The sequence below is a fragment of the Paenibacillus sp. J31R122 genome (assembly GCF_056269185.1).
Map to the genome: position 1 here is coordinate 185,898 of NZ_JBWDNM010000003.1, position 17,991 is coordinate 203,888.

At 42.0% G+C, this 17,991-nt stretch carries 8 protein-coding genes; 6 read left to right on the forward strand and 2 right to left on the reverse strand.

The annotated features are described in order from the left end of the window. Positions 1–1,968, forward strand: coding sequence for a DUF4838 domain-containing protein (locus AC0YN7_RS07125; protein ID WP_475809265.1), 1,968 nt, complete (start codon positions 1–3; stop codon positions 1,966–1,968). Then, positions 1,965–4,631, forward strand: a complete 2,667-nt coding sequence (locus AC0YN7_RS07130; RefSeq protein ID WP_475809266.1) for a hypothetical protein — start codon at positions 1,965–1,967, stop codon at positions 4,629–4,631. Before AC0YN7_RS07125 ends, AC0YN7_RS07130 begins: the two co-directional genes overlap by 4 nt. A 120-nt stretch (positions 4,632–4,751) precedes the next feature. Here AC0YN7_RS07130 and AC0YN7_RS07135 read toward each other — a convergent pair whose 3' ends face one another. Together AC0YN7_RS07135 and AC0YN7_RS07140 are read right to left on the reverse strand one after the other, a co-directional pair. Then, positions 4,752–6,350 carry an S-layer homology domain-containing protein gene (locus AC0YN7_RS07135; protein ID WP_475809267.1) on the reverse strand — a complete coding sequence of 533 codons (1,599 nt, stop codon included), beginning with the start codon at positions 6,348–6,350 and terminating at the stop codon, positions 4,752–4,754. A 111-nt stretch (positions 6,351–6,461) separates the two neighbouring features. Next, complete coding sequence (locus AC0YN7_RS07140; protein ID WP_475809268.1) at positions 6,462–8,795, reverse strand: carbohydrate binding domain-containing protein; 2,334 nt, start codon at positions 8,793–8,795, stop codon at positions 6,462–6,464. A 928-nt stretch (positions 8,796–9,723) separates the two neighbouring features. Between AC0YN7_RS07140 and AC0YN7_RS07145 the strand changes: the two genes are divergently transcribed. The 4 genes from AC0YN7_RS07145 (at position 9,724) to AC0YN7_RS07160 (ending at position 17,825) form a co-directional block, all read left to right on the forward strand. After that, complete coding sequence (locus tag AC0YN7_RS07145) at positions 9,724–11,466, forward strand: sensor histidine kinase (protein ID WP_475809269.1); 1,743 nt, start codon at positions 9,724–9,726, stop codon at positions 11,464–11,466. After that, positions 11,463–13,124: a response regulator gene (locus AC0YN7_RS07150; protein ID WP_475809270.1), complete on the forward strand. Its 1,662-nt coding sequence runs from the start codon at positions 11,463–11,465 to the stop codon at positions 13,122–13,124. The genes AC0YN7_RS07145 and AC0YN7_RS07150 overlap by 4 nt, the downstream gene beginning before the upstream one ends. An 82-nt stretch (positions 13,125–13,206) precedes the next feature. Further along, the gene (locus tag AC0YN7_RS07155) at positions 13,207–14,880 is read left to right on the forward strand and encodes an extracellular solute-binding protein (protein WP_475809271.1); all 1,674 of its coding nucleotides are present in this window, start codon (positions 13,207–13,209) and stop codon (positions 14,878–14,880) included. A 44-nt stretch (positions 14,881–14,924) separates the two neighbouring features. After that, complete coding sequence (locus AC0YN7_RS07160) at positions 14,925–17,825, forward strand: endo-beta-N-acetylglucosaminidase (protein ID WP_475809272.1); 2,901 nt, start codon at positions 14,925–14,927, stop codon at positions 17,823–17,825. The last annotated feature ends 166 nt before the right edge of the window (positions 17,826–17,991 follow it).

Below are 17,991 nucleotides of genomic sequence, written 5' to 3' on the forward strand. Positions count from 1 at the left end.
ATGTTCCGTGATTTAAACCTACAGCAGGAGAATTGTGTTTACGTGATTGAACATGATAACCAAACGATCCATTTTGCAGGAGAAGAATTAGTCCGTTACTTGGGAGCGATTTCAAACTGCAGCATGACTCTCAAAATCGTAGAAAAGTATGAGATGAGCGAAAATGGTCTATGGATCGGCTTATCAAACGATTTTCTATCTGCTTCATTCACTGCTGATGAACAGAACCCTTACGATGATGAGATAATGATCGAAGTATCTCATGGAAATGGTCGGGTAACCGGGGGGAATCCGCGCAGCGTACTGCTCTCGGTCTATCGTTTTCTGTTTGAACTGGGTTGTAGATGGGTGAGACCGGGAGTGGATGGTGAATATATACCGCAAACGGATTTTAGGTCCTTCACCATAAATGTGCAGGAGCGAGCTTCTTATCGATACAGAGGAATATGTATGGAAGGAGCGGTTGGTGTTGAACATGTCACCGAGATGATCGATTGGATGGCAAAGGTTGGATTCAACAGCTATTTTATTCAATTCAGAGAAGCCTATCATTTCTTTGAACGATGGTACAGCCATTTGAATAACCCTCTTAAGAATCATACCGAAGATTTCAAAGTGGAATCAGCAAGAACATATGTCGCTGCGGCAAAGCATGAGATTCAAAAAAGAGGAATGATCTATCAAGCTGTTGGGCATGGGTGGACATGCGCTCCTTTTGGAATCCAGGGGCTGAGCTGGGAGAAATGGGAAGAAGAGATTGATCCTGAGATCACTCCGTATTTCGCTCAAGTGAACGGTAAGCGTGAATTATGGGAGGGAATTCCCATTAATACGGAGCTTTGTTATTCGAATCCTGAAGCCCGCCGCAGAATGATCAAGGAAATCGAACTCTATGCATCCTTGCATCCGGAGGTCGATTTGCTGCATGTTTGGTTGTCGGACGGCTCCAATAATCAATGCGAGTGCGAGCGATGTGTACTTGAAACGCCTTCCGATTTGTATGTCAAGTTAATGAATGAATTAGACGAAGTCTTGACGAATCGAGGGCTGGAAACCCGCATTGTATTTCTCATCTATCATGAACTTATGTGGCCACCCGAGTATGAAAGAATTGTCAATCCAAGTCGCTTTGTTATGCAATTCGCTCCAATAACCCGAACATATCGGCAATCATTCGCTGCGATTAGTAGTGTTCCAGATGTTCCAACGTTTATAAGAAATAAGCTGGATTTACCGCAATCCGTGGAAGGGAATATAAGCTATCTTAATGCTTGGAGGAATCAGTTTCAAGGCGACAGTTTTGATTTCGACTACCATTTCATGTGGGCGCATCAAAGAGACCCTGGTTATTTACAAATTTCAAAAATATTATATGAAGATATCCTTCATTTGCAACAGCTTGGTCTGAATGGATTTGTCAGCTGTCAGGTCCAGAGATCCTTCTTTCCAAACGGGCTTCCTATGTCGATCATGGCCCGAACATTATGGAACAAAGAGCTAAGCTTCAGTGATATGGCAGAGGATTATTTTGCAAGCGCTTATGGAAGAGATGGAATGGCATGCTTGAATTATGCGATGAAGCTGTCGGAACTTTATTTTGAACTTAATTTGGATCTGATATCTGATCGGAAAGAGATCGATAGTAAATTTTTATTTTCAAACGTTAATTCGCTTATTCATCAATTCGAGTCTGTGATCGAGAATAATATTAAGCAGGATAACGAATGCCACACCAGTTCGTGGAAATATATGAAGCTTCACACAGAAATTTGGAAAGAACTTACTCGTGGTTTAGAGCTGCTTGATAGAGAAGATGTCATCCAAGCTCAGTATGTATGGGAAGACGTGAAAAAAAGAGTGTGGCAGATGGAGGACAGCTGTCACCATGCATTTGATGTGTATAATTTTGTTGGTGTGTTTGATCAGGTTTTTTCTGCAAGAAAATTTGAAGGGAGATTAGAGGATTGACAATGATACTCGAACTGCACGCTAACCAAGACAAGCTAGCATTGAATTTTCCACATTTCCCTACACGTATGCAGGCTGTCATATGGCGAAATTGGAGCTTAGTGCCTGTCGGTAGAGTTGCCGAAGTACTAGGTGCTACAGAAGCGCAAATTAGAGAAGCGGCTAGTGATCTCGGACTTGAAGATTCACTCGTGAATATCGAGCAGAAATGGCTTGAAAGAGGATATATTACAATTATCCGAGCGAACTGGCATCTGCTTTCATTCGAGCAGCTGCTGCAGTTGCTCGGATGGACAGAGGAACGTCTGGCGTTCACGTTGAAAGAGGATGACTTCCTCTGGATCAAGTTAGGCAGTATGAAGCCTTGGACGGAACCGATCCATTATCAGCCTTTAAGCGCGGAGGAACGAGCACAAACTCAGCGCATAAGAAAAACGTTGACTGATCGCTTCGACTTACAGTCGGAAACTTCAGCACAGCTAAGACGAATGGAACAGCCTTTTGATTTTCTTGATCAATATAAGGTAGAAAATATACGAAATGTTGCACCTGTGAGGGAAGTGGATCCGGATGAACTCAGGCTTGACACGCTCTGGACTATTGCTTGTCCACAGGGGAATTCAGCTGTGGGAACGTCGGTCAAACGATTCATATCGAAGCATGAACAGGTCTGGGGAATCAAATGGATTATTCAACAATGCTCACATCCATCGACGTCTTTGATTGAGGGGCCTGTTATGCGTATCGCAATCATAAAGGACGGAACTCGGTTAGCAGAGAGTCATACGATCACAGCGGATGCTCATAAGAATGAGATCTTGATCAGTGCTGTTGATGATGCTGGGATCATGCGAGGACTGCAATGGATTGCCGCGCAGATGCAAAAACGTGGGGTTCCGTATATCATCGCAGGAAATTACCAAAGAACAACGAAGTTTGATACGCGCATCATATACTCCTACAGCGCTTTATATGGTGATCCGCTTCTTGCACCTGAGTTAAATCCGTTCCCAGACGATCTCCTAGAAAGATTGTCTGAAACAGGCATCAATGGGATTTGGCTGCAAAGTGTTCTGTACAGTTTGGTGCCATGGGATATGGCGCCAGAATTATCTGTGGATTCGGAGCAACGTATAATTGGCCTTCGTCAGTTGGTAGAACGAGCCGCTCATTACGGCATCGGCGTTTACTTGTACTGTAATGAACCACGTTCTATGCCTGTTTCCTTTTTTGCTGATAAGCCTGATTGGCAAGGTCACACCGAGGATGGACAGGGCATGCTGTGTACTTCCCATCCGGATGTTCAACAGTTGCTCAGCAGCAGTATAGCCCATTTATTTCACGAGGTACCTGATTTGGCTGGTTTAATTACCATTACAATGTCGGAAAACTGGACGCATTGTTATTCGCGCGCCGCCGGTGGTGTGACGAATTGTCCTCGCTGCAGCCAGCGCAAGGTAAGTGAAGTGGTTGCAGAAGTCAACCGTCTGATCGTGGAAGGTGCTGTTCGTGAGAAACCGGATGCGCGTATTCTCTGCTGGACATGGGGATGGTCCCATCAAGTGGGCTGGACGGAGCAGGATATTGCCTCTGCCATTGATGCTCTTCCGGATCAAGCGATCGTCATGTGTGTGAGTGAAGAGGCGATTAATACGAATATAGCTGGAATACCGGGAGAGGTCATTGACTACTCGATGTCCATAGTTGGACCTGGTGAGAAGTCACTGCATAGTTGGCGGACGGCGAACGCCCGTGGGTTACGTACTGCGGCGAAGGTTCAGTTCAACAATACATGGGAATGCTCGGCGGTACCGTTCCTACCTGTTTTTCAGCAGCTTGAAGAGCACCTGAATCGTCTCGACGCTTCTGGGGTCAGCGCTTTGATGCTAAGCTGGACGTTAGGCGGTTATCCTTCGCTCAATCTGGAGTTAGCGGCAGAATATTATTGGGATACTGACAAGGGAGACACTGACAATGAGTTAATCGGAATAGGTGCGCTGCTACAAGGGAAATTCGGCAATGTGGCGGGACAATTGATAGCTGAAGCAACTAACGCTTTCAGCCGTGCATTTCGAGAATTCCCATTTGATCTGAACGTCCTATATACTGCTCCGCAAAATTACGGACCGGCTAACCTGCTGTATATGAAGCCTACTGGATTCGACGCAACGATGATCGGATTTCCATATGATGATCTTCAGGGCTGGCGCGGAATTTACCCGGAGTCTGTATTCGCCAAGCAGTTTATGATGCTGGCTAGTGGTTGGAAGAAGGGACTACAGCTACTAGAGAAATCGCGCAAGTTTGTACTTCCTGAAGCTGAGCGCGAGTTTGACAGCTTAGTAACAGCAGCTTCCGCAGCATATTTTCATTTCCATAGCACCTATTTGCAGATCGAATTCGTCAGAACTCGCAACCGATATCTTGCGACGAAACAAGAGGATACACGTCTTAAGTTGTCTCGTAAGCTTATGAATATCGTGCACAAGGAAACGGATAATGTCGGGCTGTTGTATGATCTCGTAATTAGAGATTCCCGGATCGGATTTGAAGCGAGCAATCATTATTACTATACGGTTCAGGATTTAAAGGAAAAGATGATGAATTGCGGCTTCATCCTTGAGCAGCTGCAGCAAGAAGTGGAAACAATGAAACCGGAATAAACGTACCTGCATAAGCAAGGAAGAAGACGAGCATTAACTACAGATGGAGAAAAAAACGAAAAAAAATGAAACCTCTGCATCGAGCAGAAGGTTTCATTTTATTTTGATTTTGGAATTCCACTATAGCTTTTTAAGTAGGTTCACGATAATTTGTGATGATTCAGCTCGCGTCGACCATACTTTCGGTGCAAACCGTCCATCCCCGCGCCCAGAGATAAAACCAAGCTTGAACGCAGCGTTCACATCAGCTTTAGCCCATAAAGAGATTTCTTTCGCATCTACAAAAGTATCGTGCTGCTCAGTCGTTGCTTTGATCCCGATCTTATATTCATAAGCTCGTACAATGATTGATGCCATTTCTTCACGGGTAATCGTTTCGTTTGGAGCAAAGACAGATTCGCTGCGCCCCTTAATGATTCCAGTTTCTTTTGCAGCGGCCACTATTGAAGCGTACCATGCTTTGTTGTTCACATCTGTGAATGATGATCCTGCTGTTGCTTTTAGTCTAAGAGCACGAACAACAAATGCGGCAAATTCAGCGCGTGTTACATTAGCGTTAGGAAGGAATTGGGTATCATTTACGCCATATACGACTTGCTTGGCCGCTAATTCTTTAATTGCAAGTGCCGCCCAATGTGTATTGGCAACATCTTCAAACGATTTATCAAATGCTAGAACAGCATATTTACTGAAATGGCTTACTTCTGCAGTCATATATCCGTCTGCAATCACACCACCTGAGTACTCAAGTTCACCGCTATCAGTGATAAAGTAGAGGCCAAGCAAATCTGTTTGTGCACTAAAGTTAACTTTAAGCTTAAACGTAATAGACTTATTGAATTTCGTAAGCTTCTGTACTTTGCCTTTCGCAGTGATGACAGATAAGCTATATTCAATGATATCTCCGTTTGCCGTTACTTTCGCCTTTGCTTTGTTCGATGCATTCGTCAATAGATCATTCTTAACATCCACAGATGCTTTATTGAAGTTGAAGGAAATTTTTGAATCCTCCAATTCATCGAAGGATAACAGATCTTGTAAGTCTTTCAGCACTTCTACAGGAAGGAAAACAGATAAGTCCTTAAACTTCAATTCGAGCTTGTTATTGCCGATAATCCCAGCGGCTCTCGCAGGGAGCAGGACACTTTGCTTTCCGTCCACAATTTCAATCACAATTTTACCGTCTTTGATATTATTCAAGTCTTCCTTACTCACATTGACGGAACCCTGAACATTATTGGGCGTTTCGATGTTCGTTGAACTAACGGAAACACTTTCCTTTAGTGAATAACTTTGATAGCCTAAATTGTGATTCACTGCCTTAATTGATTTCCATGCCACGGTGGAATGTCCGAGTTTCTTAGACTTAAATGTTAGGGTACCGATGACAAAATCTCCATTTTTACCGAGTACATTACCGATTTTTGTATGGGCGATGACGATTTCGTTACCATGGATCTTCGGAGATATGGAGAAACCGCCGAGATTGGACGTAGTTTCCACCAGCTCAAGGTGTTTAGGGTCAAACGTAAATCGTGCTTCATAGCCATATAAATCTACCATATTTTTACCTATCATACTCACGATCACTTTATTATCAGCTGCACCAAGAGTGGTTATTTGGAAAGATGGTGCTTTCTCTGCATTCGCGCCCGCAGGAAACGACAAGAGCAAACCAAGCAAAGTAATTATTAAGAGAGTTAATAAATTGCGTTTCATAACGCCTTCCTTTCCATGGATGCAGGCTTTGACTCATACGTTTTCGGAGAAATTGTGAAAGGACATGCTTGCAATTATATAGGGAGGGAAGAATTCCCCTCCCTATTCATTCTAGCTGATGATTTTTTTGGCAATCGCCGAAAGATCAAGGATATCAATTACACCGTCGCCGTTAATATCAGCTTTCTTCACAGTTTGCCAATCAGAACTGTTGCTGTTTTTGCCATAATTAGCGGATACGAGGGCTAGATCACCAATTGATATTTTGCCATCCTCGTTTATATCGCCAGGGCCACCGCCTTTCATGACTTCTACTGAAACGGAAGATGCAGCTGCTTGATGTTCATTCCCGCTAACGTCCGCTAGCATAGCGTTTAAAATCGAGATTAAACCGGATGTTGTCTGAGAAACCTTTTTCGATTTAAAGGTTAGTTCTATGATTGGTATGTTACCAGTAATTGCGTGTTCTGGACCCTCACTAGCAATAATTAAACGAAGCTTTCCGGTGGGTACCTTAACAATTTCGACAAGGCTGACCCCTTCTTTTAAAGACTTAGCTGATACAAATTCCATGATGGCAGGATTATAATCCAAACTGATATCCTGTGCGTAAACAGGGTGGGTAATATCGCTTAATCCAAAGCTTACTTTAAATTCTGTCCCGGATGTGATAGAGCTCATATTAGCGGATAAAGTGGTTTTGAATTTTGCTGGTTGATCCGGCTTCTTCAGACTGAAATCATCCACATAATAAATGCCGGTTCCTGCTTCCGATTCTGTATAGATTCGTGCATAATTCAGCTCGCCCGTCCAAGTAATGTAAGCCGAACCGGATGAAAGTACCCAACTTCCGTTATCAGCCTCTACAAAAGATCCATTAAAATAATGATCTCCCTTACTATCGTTAATAAATATATTTGCATACATGGTTTGCTTATCTTCCGACTTCGTGCGGAGCATGGCTCCGAAATCATAGGTTCCTTGTCCGTTCCTTAACAATATTGATTTTATATCCTGCATCGCGCCCGTATAGTTCATACTCCTTGCACTTATTTCAAGCGCATTAGAACCTGAATTAACTGGTTCTGTAACAGATGTCAATGTACTTGGATTGTATGCTGTCCATCCCGTTAAGCCGTCTTCAAAGCCCGGATTTACCAGAAGCTCACCCATACCTTCCGTCGGCAGAGCATAAAGCCGTCCCTCACCGGGAGCAAATTCAGCCGAAACCATGCCAGTTGACGCATTATAATTCGTACTTTCCTCATAGCCTGTAACTTTGGAAATTTCTTTGATCGTAGTAGGGTTAGAATTGACATGGAAAGAAAGAGTTGCTGTATTCGCATAGTCTCTATTAACTGCCATAATATATTTCCTACCGTTTGCATCGGTGAAATAGGAGATGATCACGTTATCGCTGGAATTCTCAGGTTTCCAGAAAAAGTCGGAGGGAACAGCTTTCGTTCCAGCTGCCATCACACCTGAGTGATAAACGTCAACGGAGTTCAATTTCATTAAAGTGGGGCCCCACTTTTCAATTTGAGCATTCAGGTTTTGGAACGGCTCATACAGATCCGTCTTTGTTCCGTCGGTATTAATGATTGCCCCTTCGAAAGGCATGCCCGGGTGCCAATACGGAAACCAATAAAGAGCTTTCATACCATACGCAAGTGATGTAAATACGTTATACCTTAATTCGTCTCCAACCGGACGCCTCATATCAAAATAACCAGCTGCTTGTATGTAGGCTCCTGTTTTCAGGTTATGTTCCAAACCCTTTTCTCTAATAATTTTTAAATTAGTGTAATAATCATCTAGGATATCAAAATTAGTCGTACCATTGGTTCTGAAAGGATAATTATCGAAAGTTAAATATTTAAGATCGGGAGTTGCAGCGATGATTTCATCCACATACTGTTCATATTCCGGCTTATTCCAAACATAAGGCAATAAGTTTAAATAAGGTACCGAATCTGGATCATTTTGCAGAAATTGTTGATAAGCATGCCCGGAGTAAGTGATATTTTCAAATAGGGGTTCATCCATTACATAATAACCGCCCAAACCAGGAAGACCTTTATAGTCGTTCACCATTGCAGCAATTTCAGCGTCAGTAGCGGTATTATTATATACTTTATCGAATCTTGAATCTGCAACTACAGCTTTCATGCCTCTTTCAGCTGCTAATTCGAGCATCTTCTTGTTGACTTCTATGCTGTTCAAATCTGTGGAAGCGACATTAATAATCCAGTTTACATGTCCTTCCTTGAGGTAATCGTAATGAGTCTCGTTGGTGTAAGCAGCAGGAGGCACCCAGAATACGCCGATCTGGAAATCTTCATCTGCAGCTGAAACCTGTTTGGCAATCATCAAACTAAGAATTAAGCTTATTGCGACAAAAAAACCAAATACTTTCATTCTTCTTGGGTTTTTAATTAGTTCCACCTTCAACGCTCTCCTTTGTAACACGATTATTTTGAAACCATGTCTACTTTACAGCTGTGAGTTTCTTATTGCCTTTGATGAACGATAAAGATCACCCCCTCAAATATTCAACTCGCAGTATATTGACTACATAAAGGATTAAGGATTATATATAGAGAATAGGAAATTTTTTTTCTTAAAAAGAGACAGTTATGATAGCGCATACATTGTGTACATCGCTACTATAAACTTACTTCTAGCCGAAGCATATGTCAGGATTTTAGCAGTCGTATGTTCATTTTATTTAATCTTGAATTATTAGATCAGAATATTTGATCCAGTACCTCGGATGAATCTAATCATGTTACTGGTCAGCTAAAGCACAATTGAAAAATATATTAGGTTCGGCAAGTTACCCCAAATACGCGAGTGATCGTGAAAATATGGAGAGAATGTGGGATTTGAGTATAGAGCTAACTAAAAGCTAGCTATTTTTACGAGTTTCATCACAACTGAATACGGGGCAATAGTTGAGGGGTCGCACGTTTTGAACTGTAACCCATAAGATGGACACTGTAACTAAGGTGGCCTCTTGCGGGTTTTGTGTATTCTGGACGAATAAGTTTTCGCAGTGACGAGGATATTGAACATAAATCATAAAACATTCCTCATTTTTTAATTCATTAACCCAAACACCTGTTACAATGTACAGGTGTTTTTCTAATGCTTCTATGAACTTTAAATATTCACAAGATCACAACATTTTTTCATAGATTTCGATATTAGATAGAAAATAAAATAATGAAATATGGAATTTCTTTTAATGATTACTGATTTGATGCTCTTGTTTATATATTTATTTATGGGTATTAATGGGATTTAATTGACTTTCGTACCACTTCGAAAGATATCATCATGTGTTTTAAGCAACTTTTAGGAGGAAGTGATCATGAAAGTGAAGAGAAAATGGTTTACCATTTATCCAAAGCTACTCATAGGTTTTCTGATAGCTATATTACCGGTATATATGTTGGGTATATTCCTGAACCAACAAGTGGCCAGCAGTCTCAGGGAACAGATTTGGAAATCGATGGAGAATAATGTCCAATTTTATTCGGACTCATTAACCAATGAGATTCAAAAGATGGATCAAGTTATGAAGTCCCTCGTTGTGGACGAGGATTTAATGACCCTGGGAACGATAGCGCCTGTCTTGTCGCAAAATGAACTGCGACAATCCATTTTACGGCTGGAAAGCAAATTGGCATTGATTCGAAATTCCAGCTCCTATATTGCAGACATAACCGCTTATATTCCTTCAATAAACAAACGAATCAAGTCCGATGGTTTTGAAGACGGGGTTACAGTTTCTCAGATGCAGCAGATTCGTGATAAGACGAGGTACCAGCTGTCTCCCTTACAGTGGCGGGGCAATAAGCTGCTGCTTAATTCTTTCTACCCCGATGATTCCTTCTCCGACCGAGATCCGGCATACATGATTGAAGTTGAAGTGAATCAGGAGAAGATCTTAAAAGATTTGAACAATGTGGTAGATCAGGGAGAAGCCATATTGTATTTCTATAGCAGCGACAATTATATCATGAATCTTGAAATCAATGAATTAAACGATGAGCTGACAAGCTTATTCAAGCGAGAGCAAGGGAACTCGAACATCAGCGAAGTCGTCGAATATCACGAAGATCGATATTTGGTTTCGATGCAAAAGTCACCGGAATACGGGATCAAGCTGGCGATAGTTACGCCTGAAAAGCTTATTTTTAGTGAATTTGCCAAGTTTAACGCGATTTTTTGGATTTTATTTGTGCTGTCTGTAATGGTTATTATTCTTTTTCCTTACTGGATTTTTAAAGCTATTCGCAATCCGCTGCGGAAGATGGTAACCGCCTTTGGTAAGGTGGAACAAGGAGACTTAACTGTTCGGATCACGCAGGAGAGCCGTGACGAGTTTAAGGACTTATCAGATCAGTTCAATAAGATGGTACAACAGATTCAATCATTGATCCATGAAGTCTACGAGCATCAAATACGCACTCAGCAGTCCGAGCTCAAGCAGCTGCAGTCCCAGATCAATCCTCATTTTTTGTATAACAGTTTTTTTATTTTGTACCAATTAATTGAATTTGAAGATGTGGAAAAAGCCAAGGAGTTTGTAAATTACTTAAGACATTATTTTCAATTCATTACTAGGAACGCCAACTCAGAATTACCGCTATATGAGGAAGTGAGACATGCTGAGGCATATATCAACATTCAATCGATGCGATTTGGAGATCGCATTAAGGTGAAGCTCGATCCAATATCGGAAACCTTTCAAGCGATGAATGTACCGCGTTTGATATTGCAACCTATTATTGAGAATGCGTATATGTACGGACTGGAGTCCAGAGCTTCGGACGGCATTTTGAACATATCGAATAGCGTAGAGGGGGACGTGCTCCAAATACGTTTTGAAGACAACGGCAGATTGTTGACGGATGAGGAGCTATTGCAAATAACTAATAGACTCGGTATGGCGGCTGCATCCGGGATCGAAACGAAAGGGATGGTTAACGTACATCGGCGATTGCAGATTAAATTTGGCTCCCAATCAGGGCTTGAAGCATATAGAAATGAAATGGGTGGGTTAGGCGTGATAATGAGAATTTTCATATTGAAAGGGGATGGTAGATGATGTTGTATTCCATATTAATTGTGGATGACGAGCCGCTGATTTTAAACGGACTGGTTCGATTATGCGAACGTATCACGAACATCGAACTGGATATTCATGCGGCATCTACCTCGCGGGAGGCTCTGGACTGTCTGGAACGACACAAAGTCGATATTGTGCTCTCTGATATACGCATGCCGGGCATGAGTGGACTGGAGCTCCACCAAGAGATTACGAAGCATTGGCCGAAAGCCAAAGTGATTTTTTTAACCGGTTATAGTGATTTTTCCTATATTCAACAAGCTACTCGTCAAGGAAGTGTGGATTATATTCTAAAAATGGAAGGGAATGAGAAAATTGTAGAGTCCATCCTTCGTGCGGCTAAAGAATTAGAAGAGGAGAGGGATATCAACGCCCTTTTAATTTATGCCAAGCAGCAAAATCTGAAAGCTCTTCCATACATGCAGCAGCAATATATGAACGAAATCTTGCAGGGGGATTATAAAGCACTAGATGCTATTCATAAGAAATTCGATGAACTGCACATCGGGCTTTCCGCTGGGTTACCTTGTTTGCTCATGATTGTACGAATTGATGACTGGAGAGACATTCATAGCGCAAAAGACCGGTCGTTATTTTATTATGCGTTCGACAATATTACGAGAGAGTTACTGATGCCCTTAACACTGTCGCTGGCGATGAATTATGAAAAAAATAAGATGGTCTTCTTCCTCCAACCTGCTGATGTCGAATCAGTACCGGAAGCATGGACCCAAACGATCGCTTTCGTCAGAGATAAGCTGAAGGAAATCCAAGAGACATACTTGAGGCTGTTAAAATGCCCCGTCTCTCTTGTACTCGCTGCGGATGTTGTAGAGTGGGCTGCACTTACGCCGAAATTCGATCTACTGAACTTGATGCTCTATAGCGGGCCGGGTATGGTGAAAGAAGTGATTTTGCAAGAACAGCCTAATGAGGTTAATGATAAGGACTCTGCTGCCGAGAGAAGCCTCTCCTCTGTACATTTACATAAAATTGAGTACTTAAAAGCGTGCATCGTAAACGGACATGAGGATTGCTTTTTTGATACGTTGGAGGAGTTGCTGCGGTTTGGCTCTAAAGCGGACTCGTTTCCGAGTGAGATCCAGTTGGAATTATATTTTTTAATCGTTTCGGTATTTTTGCCTCATAGCCTGAAGGAAGCAGTAGGAGACTCTTCGAACGAGAGGGACCTCAGCAAGTTTACACAGATTGAACGATTTGAATCCTGGCACCAGATCAGTGAAGAATTTATGTTGATCGCAAGGAGAATTTTTGATCAAAAACGGACAGGAGTGAATCTGCAAGAACATGAACTGATAAGCACAATTCAAAATTACATTACGAAACATATATCTGGCGATGTGTCGCTGACGAAAATCGGTGAGGTCGTAGGCCGTAATCCTTCCTACTTGTCCAGGCTTTACAAGAAACTGACGTTTCAAGGATTATCGAACTACATAAATGATGTTCGGCTTGAAAAGTCGAAGGTGCTTTTGGAGCAGGATCAACTGAAAGTTCATGAAATTGCAGCGGAGCTTGGTTTATTCTCATCACAATATTTCCATCGTTTTTTCAAAAAGGCTACGAATTTGACGCCTCAAGAATATAGGGAACTCAAAAGAAAGCACAGTGAGTAAATAAAAGATACAAATGTAACAAACGGAAACTAGTTTATGCACACATTCGGACTTTATAATAACGTTGTGGGAGATCTTAGATATGAAAAAAATAAACTTGATATGTTTCTCGCTGTCAATTCTATTATTTTTCACAGTTACATTATCTGGTTGTATTGAAAATGAAACCAAGAACGCCGAATCGGTCGATTCGGTTACGGTCATCAAACGGGAAACAAAAGTAGACCCACAGGGAAAGTATGATCCGTCGATTGATGTCACGGCAGTGAAATTCATTACGCAAGACGTTGTGTATCCCTCAGGCCAGTCGGAGACCCAAAATGCTTGGGAATCTCTTTATAAGGAGATAGGAATTAACCTGAAATACGATTGGATTGTAAAAGGGACCGACGCTCAATATTTGCAGAAGCTAAATGTTTCGATCGTGTCGGGGGATATTCCGGATCTGATGATGGTGAATTCGTCCCAATTGAAACAGCTGGTTGAGGCCAATATGATTGAAGATCTCACGGATGTGTATAAGCAATATGCAGCACCTGCCGTAAAGAACATCTTCGAACAGGATCCGATGGCGTTACAGTCCTCTACTTTTGATGGGAAATTATTTGCCATGCCGAAAACCGAACCAATGATCGGCGCTAAAACGTCGGTGATGTGGTTACGGACAGATTGGATGCAAGCTCTTCATCTTCCAACCCCAACTTCTTGGGAGGATGTGATGAACACTTCGAAATCGTTTACAACAAAGGATCCGGATGGTAACGGCAAGCAGGATACATTCGGTGTGGCTTTGAGCAAAGATGTAGTTAATGGCTATCCCTCCCTGAACGGCTTCTTTAATGCCTATGGTGCTTTCCCGACCATATGGATGGAAGATGATGAAGGGAATCTCGTGTACGGAAGTATTCAGCCTGAGGTCAAAGTCGCGCTTGCACAATTAGCGGAAATGTATAAATCCGGTGAGTTGGACAAGGAATTCGGTATCAAAGATGCCTCCAAAGTGGCGGAATCGATCGTGAATGACCGTGTAGGTCTACTCTTTGGTCCTAGCTGGGCTTCTCAATGGCCGCTTCAGGATAACAAGAAGAAGAACCCTAACGCCGAGTGGAGAGCCTATCCGATCCCATCCGTGAACGGCGGTGATGCTTCGGTTCAGTTGCCTTTTGGAGCAAATTATTACTTTGTTGTCAAAAAAGGCTACGATCATCCCGAAATCGTGGTTAAAATGGCTAATTTATTTATGGAAAAGCTGTATGGCCCTTCTGCGGATTACTTGAAATATGGCGTAGACAGCGAAGGCATTACGGTGGCAAAATTCGCGTTTGTGGATATGGTCGCTCCGGACAAAGATTTGAAGCGGACACAAAATGTATCTGACGCGCTAAAGCAAAGCGATCCATTCCATTTAAATCCAGAGGAAAAGTCTACCTACGATAAGATCATAGCTTTTGGTCAAGGAGATTTGAATTTCTACGGCGAGACATATCAGAACGGTCCCGAAGGAGCAATGATGGTTCTGAAGCAACTGTGGAATAACGGGAAAATTGTATCCGAAGGCTATGGTGGTGCGTTGACTGATACGATGGGAGAGAAGAAAGCCACCTTAGAGAAAATGGAAACCGAAATTTTTACTGAAATTATTTATGGTGCGATTCCTATCGACCAATTCGACAAATTCACTCAGGACTGGCTGAAGTTAGGCGGAGAGCAAATAACGCATGAAGTTAATGCGTGGAAGGCCGCGCAGAACAAATAGTAAAATAACAAACTATATAAATATAAAAAGAGGAGTATGTAACTATGAGAGTAAAAAGAGTAAAATTCAAAAAACACGTGACTATTGCTGCAGCATCCATCTTATCCATTAGTATGATTCTCCCTAACGCTGCGGTCGTACAGGCCGGTGGCGATACTCTCCCTCCCCGCATAGATGAACAAGGCTATAAGGGTAAAAATCAACCCGTTTATCATGGACACAGAAAACAGGATATCCTGGATTGGACTCCTGAAAAAGATGAGTACTATGAATTTATGAGAGCCGAAGTGCCGCTTCAGCAACGAAATGAATCTTTTAAACCAACACAGGCTAATCCTATGTTGGATCAGGAAGTTCAAAGCTTGCTCTTAACAGGTGATTATGGCAACGAGTTTTTTAATCCAACCATTTATAATGATCAATTCGCCCAATATCTATTTAACTTTTGGCAATATGTTGATTATACGGCATCCTGGCATGGTGTAGTGACGAACCCAACACCGGACTCGCTATTTAATCCTGAAGCCGATTGGTGGGAGCGTGAGTATGAGTTTGGTGTGCTGAATATTCCTAACCCGGCGTATACCAATGCCGCTCATAAAAACGGTGTTAAAGCTTTAGGTGCTATTTTCTTCCCAAGAACAGAGCATACGGATGACTTTATTTATAAAGACGAAAATGGACGATTCCCACTCGCGGATAAATTTGTTGAAATGGCTAAGTATTACGGCTTTGACGGCTACTTTGTGAATGCGGAAGAAAAACTTCCTGCCAGCTTTATGCCGGTATATGAAGAGTTTCTTCGTGCCATGACTTCTCAGGGGATTTACGTTCAAGTCTATGCTTCTAATCTTTATGGTCAGGAGAACGAAAGTAAATGGGGTAAAATAGATTACTATAATAAAAACGCGAAGGAATTCAGCAACTGGGTCAAGGACCCTAGCGATGAAACCGTTGCTGCTCATTCTCTGTACATGAATCCGGACCCAAGTAAAGCAATGGTGGACGGTTCCGTGGAAACCATGAAGTCATTAGGTCTAGATCCAAGAAATACAGTGTTTAATACGTTCGAAGCCGGTCAAACAGGGTTTAGCGGCATGCGTGGATCGTTATACAACACTTACGATGAAAACTTGGTGCCTAGAACAGGCATAGCTTCCCTGGGCAGCTCTACGGCCTTTGAGCATTTGGATGAACAGCTCTTTGGTCATTCTGGACCTAATAAATACACAGAAAACAGACGTGGCAACCCCGATTACTACAAATATATTGCGGCAAGAGAAAGAACATGGTATTCAGGTGCAGCTGATGCTCCAACATATGCTGAAGGAAAAGGTACGCTTGATTCAGCTGACATGACTCATGATGAATTGGTTGGTGCAGTTCTAAATGCTACCCCTGACCCTGTTAAAACTGCCAATGATCCAAACCGTGCAATACCAAACGAAGGTAAGGATCTCGAGGGTAAGGATTTTAAGACTTGGCCAGGTCTGGCAGCATTTATCTCGGAAAGATCCGTTATTGACGGTTCAAACTTTAACACCAACTTTAATACCGGACATGGTATGCAGTATTTTGTAGACGGTCAAGTTTCGAATAATCATGAATGGGCAAACATTAATATCCAAGATTACTTGCCAACATGGCAATGGCGCATTGATACAGAAGGCACACGGTTAAATGTAGATTTCGACTATGGAAAGAAATATAGCGCAGGACATGACTATACTCAGGTTGGTGCGTATAATGGCGGCAGTTCTTTAGTAGTCTTCGGTGATCTGGATGCAACGAACTTTGTGAATCTTTACAAGACTAAAATGGATATTAAAAAAACGTCCAAGTTAAACATTACGTATAATAAACCATCTGCTACCGATGCAAGCAGCGTTAAAGTAGGATTGATTTTTGAAGACGCTCCATCCAAAGTGGAATACGTTCAAATTCCAAGTGGTGCTAACAAAATGACCAAGGGATGGGTTCAAAAGAATCTTGACTTGTCCGCTTATGCTGGTAGAACCTTAGCCGCTTTCGGTATGGCATTTACACCGGAAGAAGGTACGATTAAAGATTATCAATTCAATATTGGTGAAATCAAAATTACGGATGGCACTTTGGCTAAGCCTGAAGCTCCAACAGGTTTGAAAATTGATAAATCCTTTGATACTTCCGAAATGTATATTTCATGGGATTTGGAAGACTACAGCAAAGTACAGAAGTACAATGTATATGCGAAATATGATGATGGTCGAGAAGTATACTTGGGCGGAATCTATGACGACACATTTTATATTAAGTCTTTATACGATCCTAAGGGTAATGTAGAAATTAAAGTTACCGCAGTTGGCGCTGACGGAAGTGAAAGTAAGCCAGCCGTGGTTAAAAAGGATTTTAGCAAATCAGTTAAAAACATTGAAACGAAAGAATACGAGGGATCGATTTCCGTATCGTGGAACACACCTTCCTTGAAGCATGAACAGGTAAAAGTAGATGTGAGCTTAAACTATTCACACGATGATGTATATTCTACTACTTTGAAAAAAGGAACGGATTCAGCTAAAATTAAAATTCCTTATACAGATGGAAGTGCGTATACCGTTAGAATCTCGCTTTTGGATGCTAAGGGAAAAGTGATCACTTACACGGATGAAACTAGTGTGTTAATAGATAATAATTCCGATGTATACGAAGGCGTAGCAACCATGAACGGTTCCTATGTTAAATTGTCAGGCCCAACATCCAATGACTGGTGGCATTTGTATGCATGGCAAGATGGCAGACAAATCACCTTTAAGGACGGGAAAGCTTATGCTATAAGAGGTATCGACGATTTAACCAAACTCAAAGTTGAGGGTACTTCTGGCGTAATTAAAGTGGTGCTGGAAGACTTCAGCGGCAATAAGTCTGAGCCGGTGGAAATTCCATTTGGAACCCTAGCCGACAAGTAAGATAAACTTAAAGATTGATTCGGAAGGGCCTGTACTGATATTGTATTCGCCATTCACAACAAAGCCGTCACTCTTAGCAGGGTGGCGGCTTTGTGCTGTCTGTAGGACGATCTTTTTACGGGTTCAGATCACCATGAGCAAATGTGGGTTGGGATTATGTCGAGAG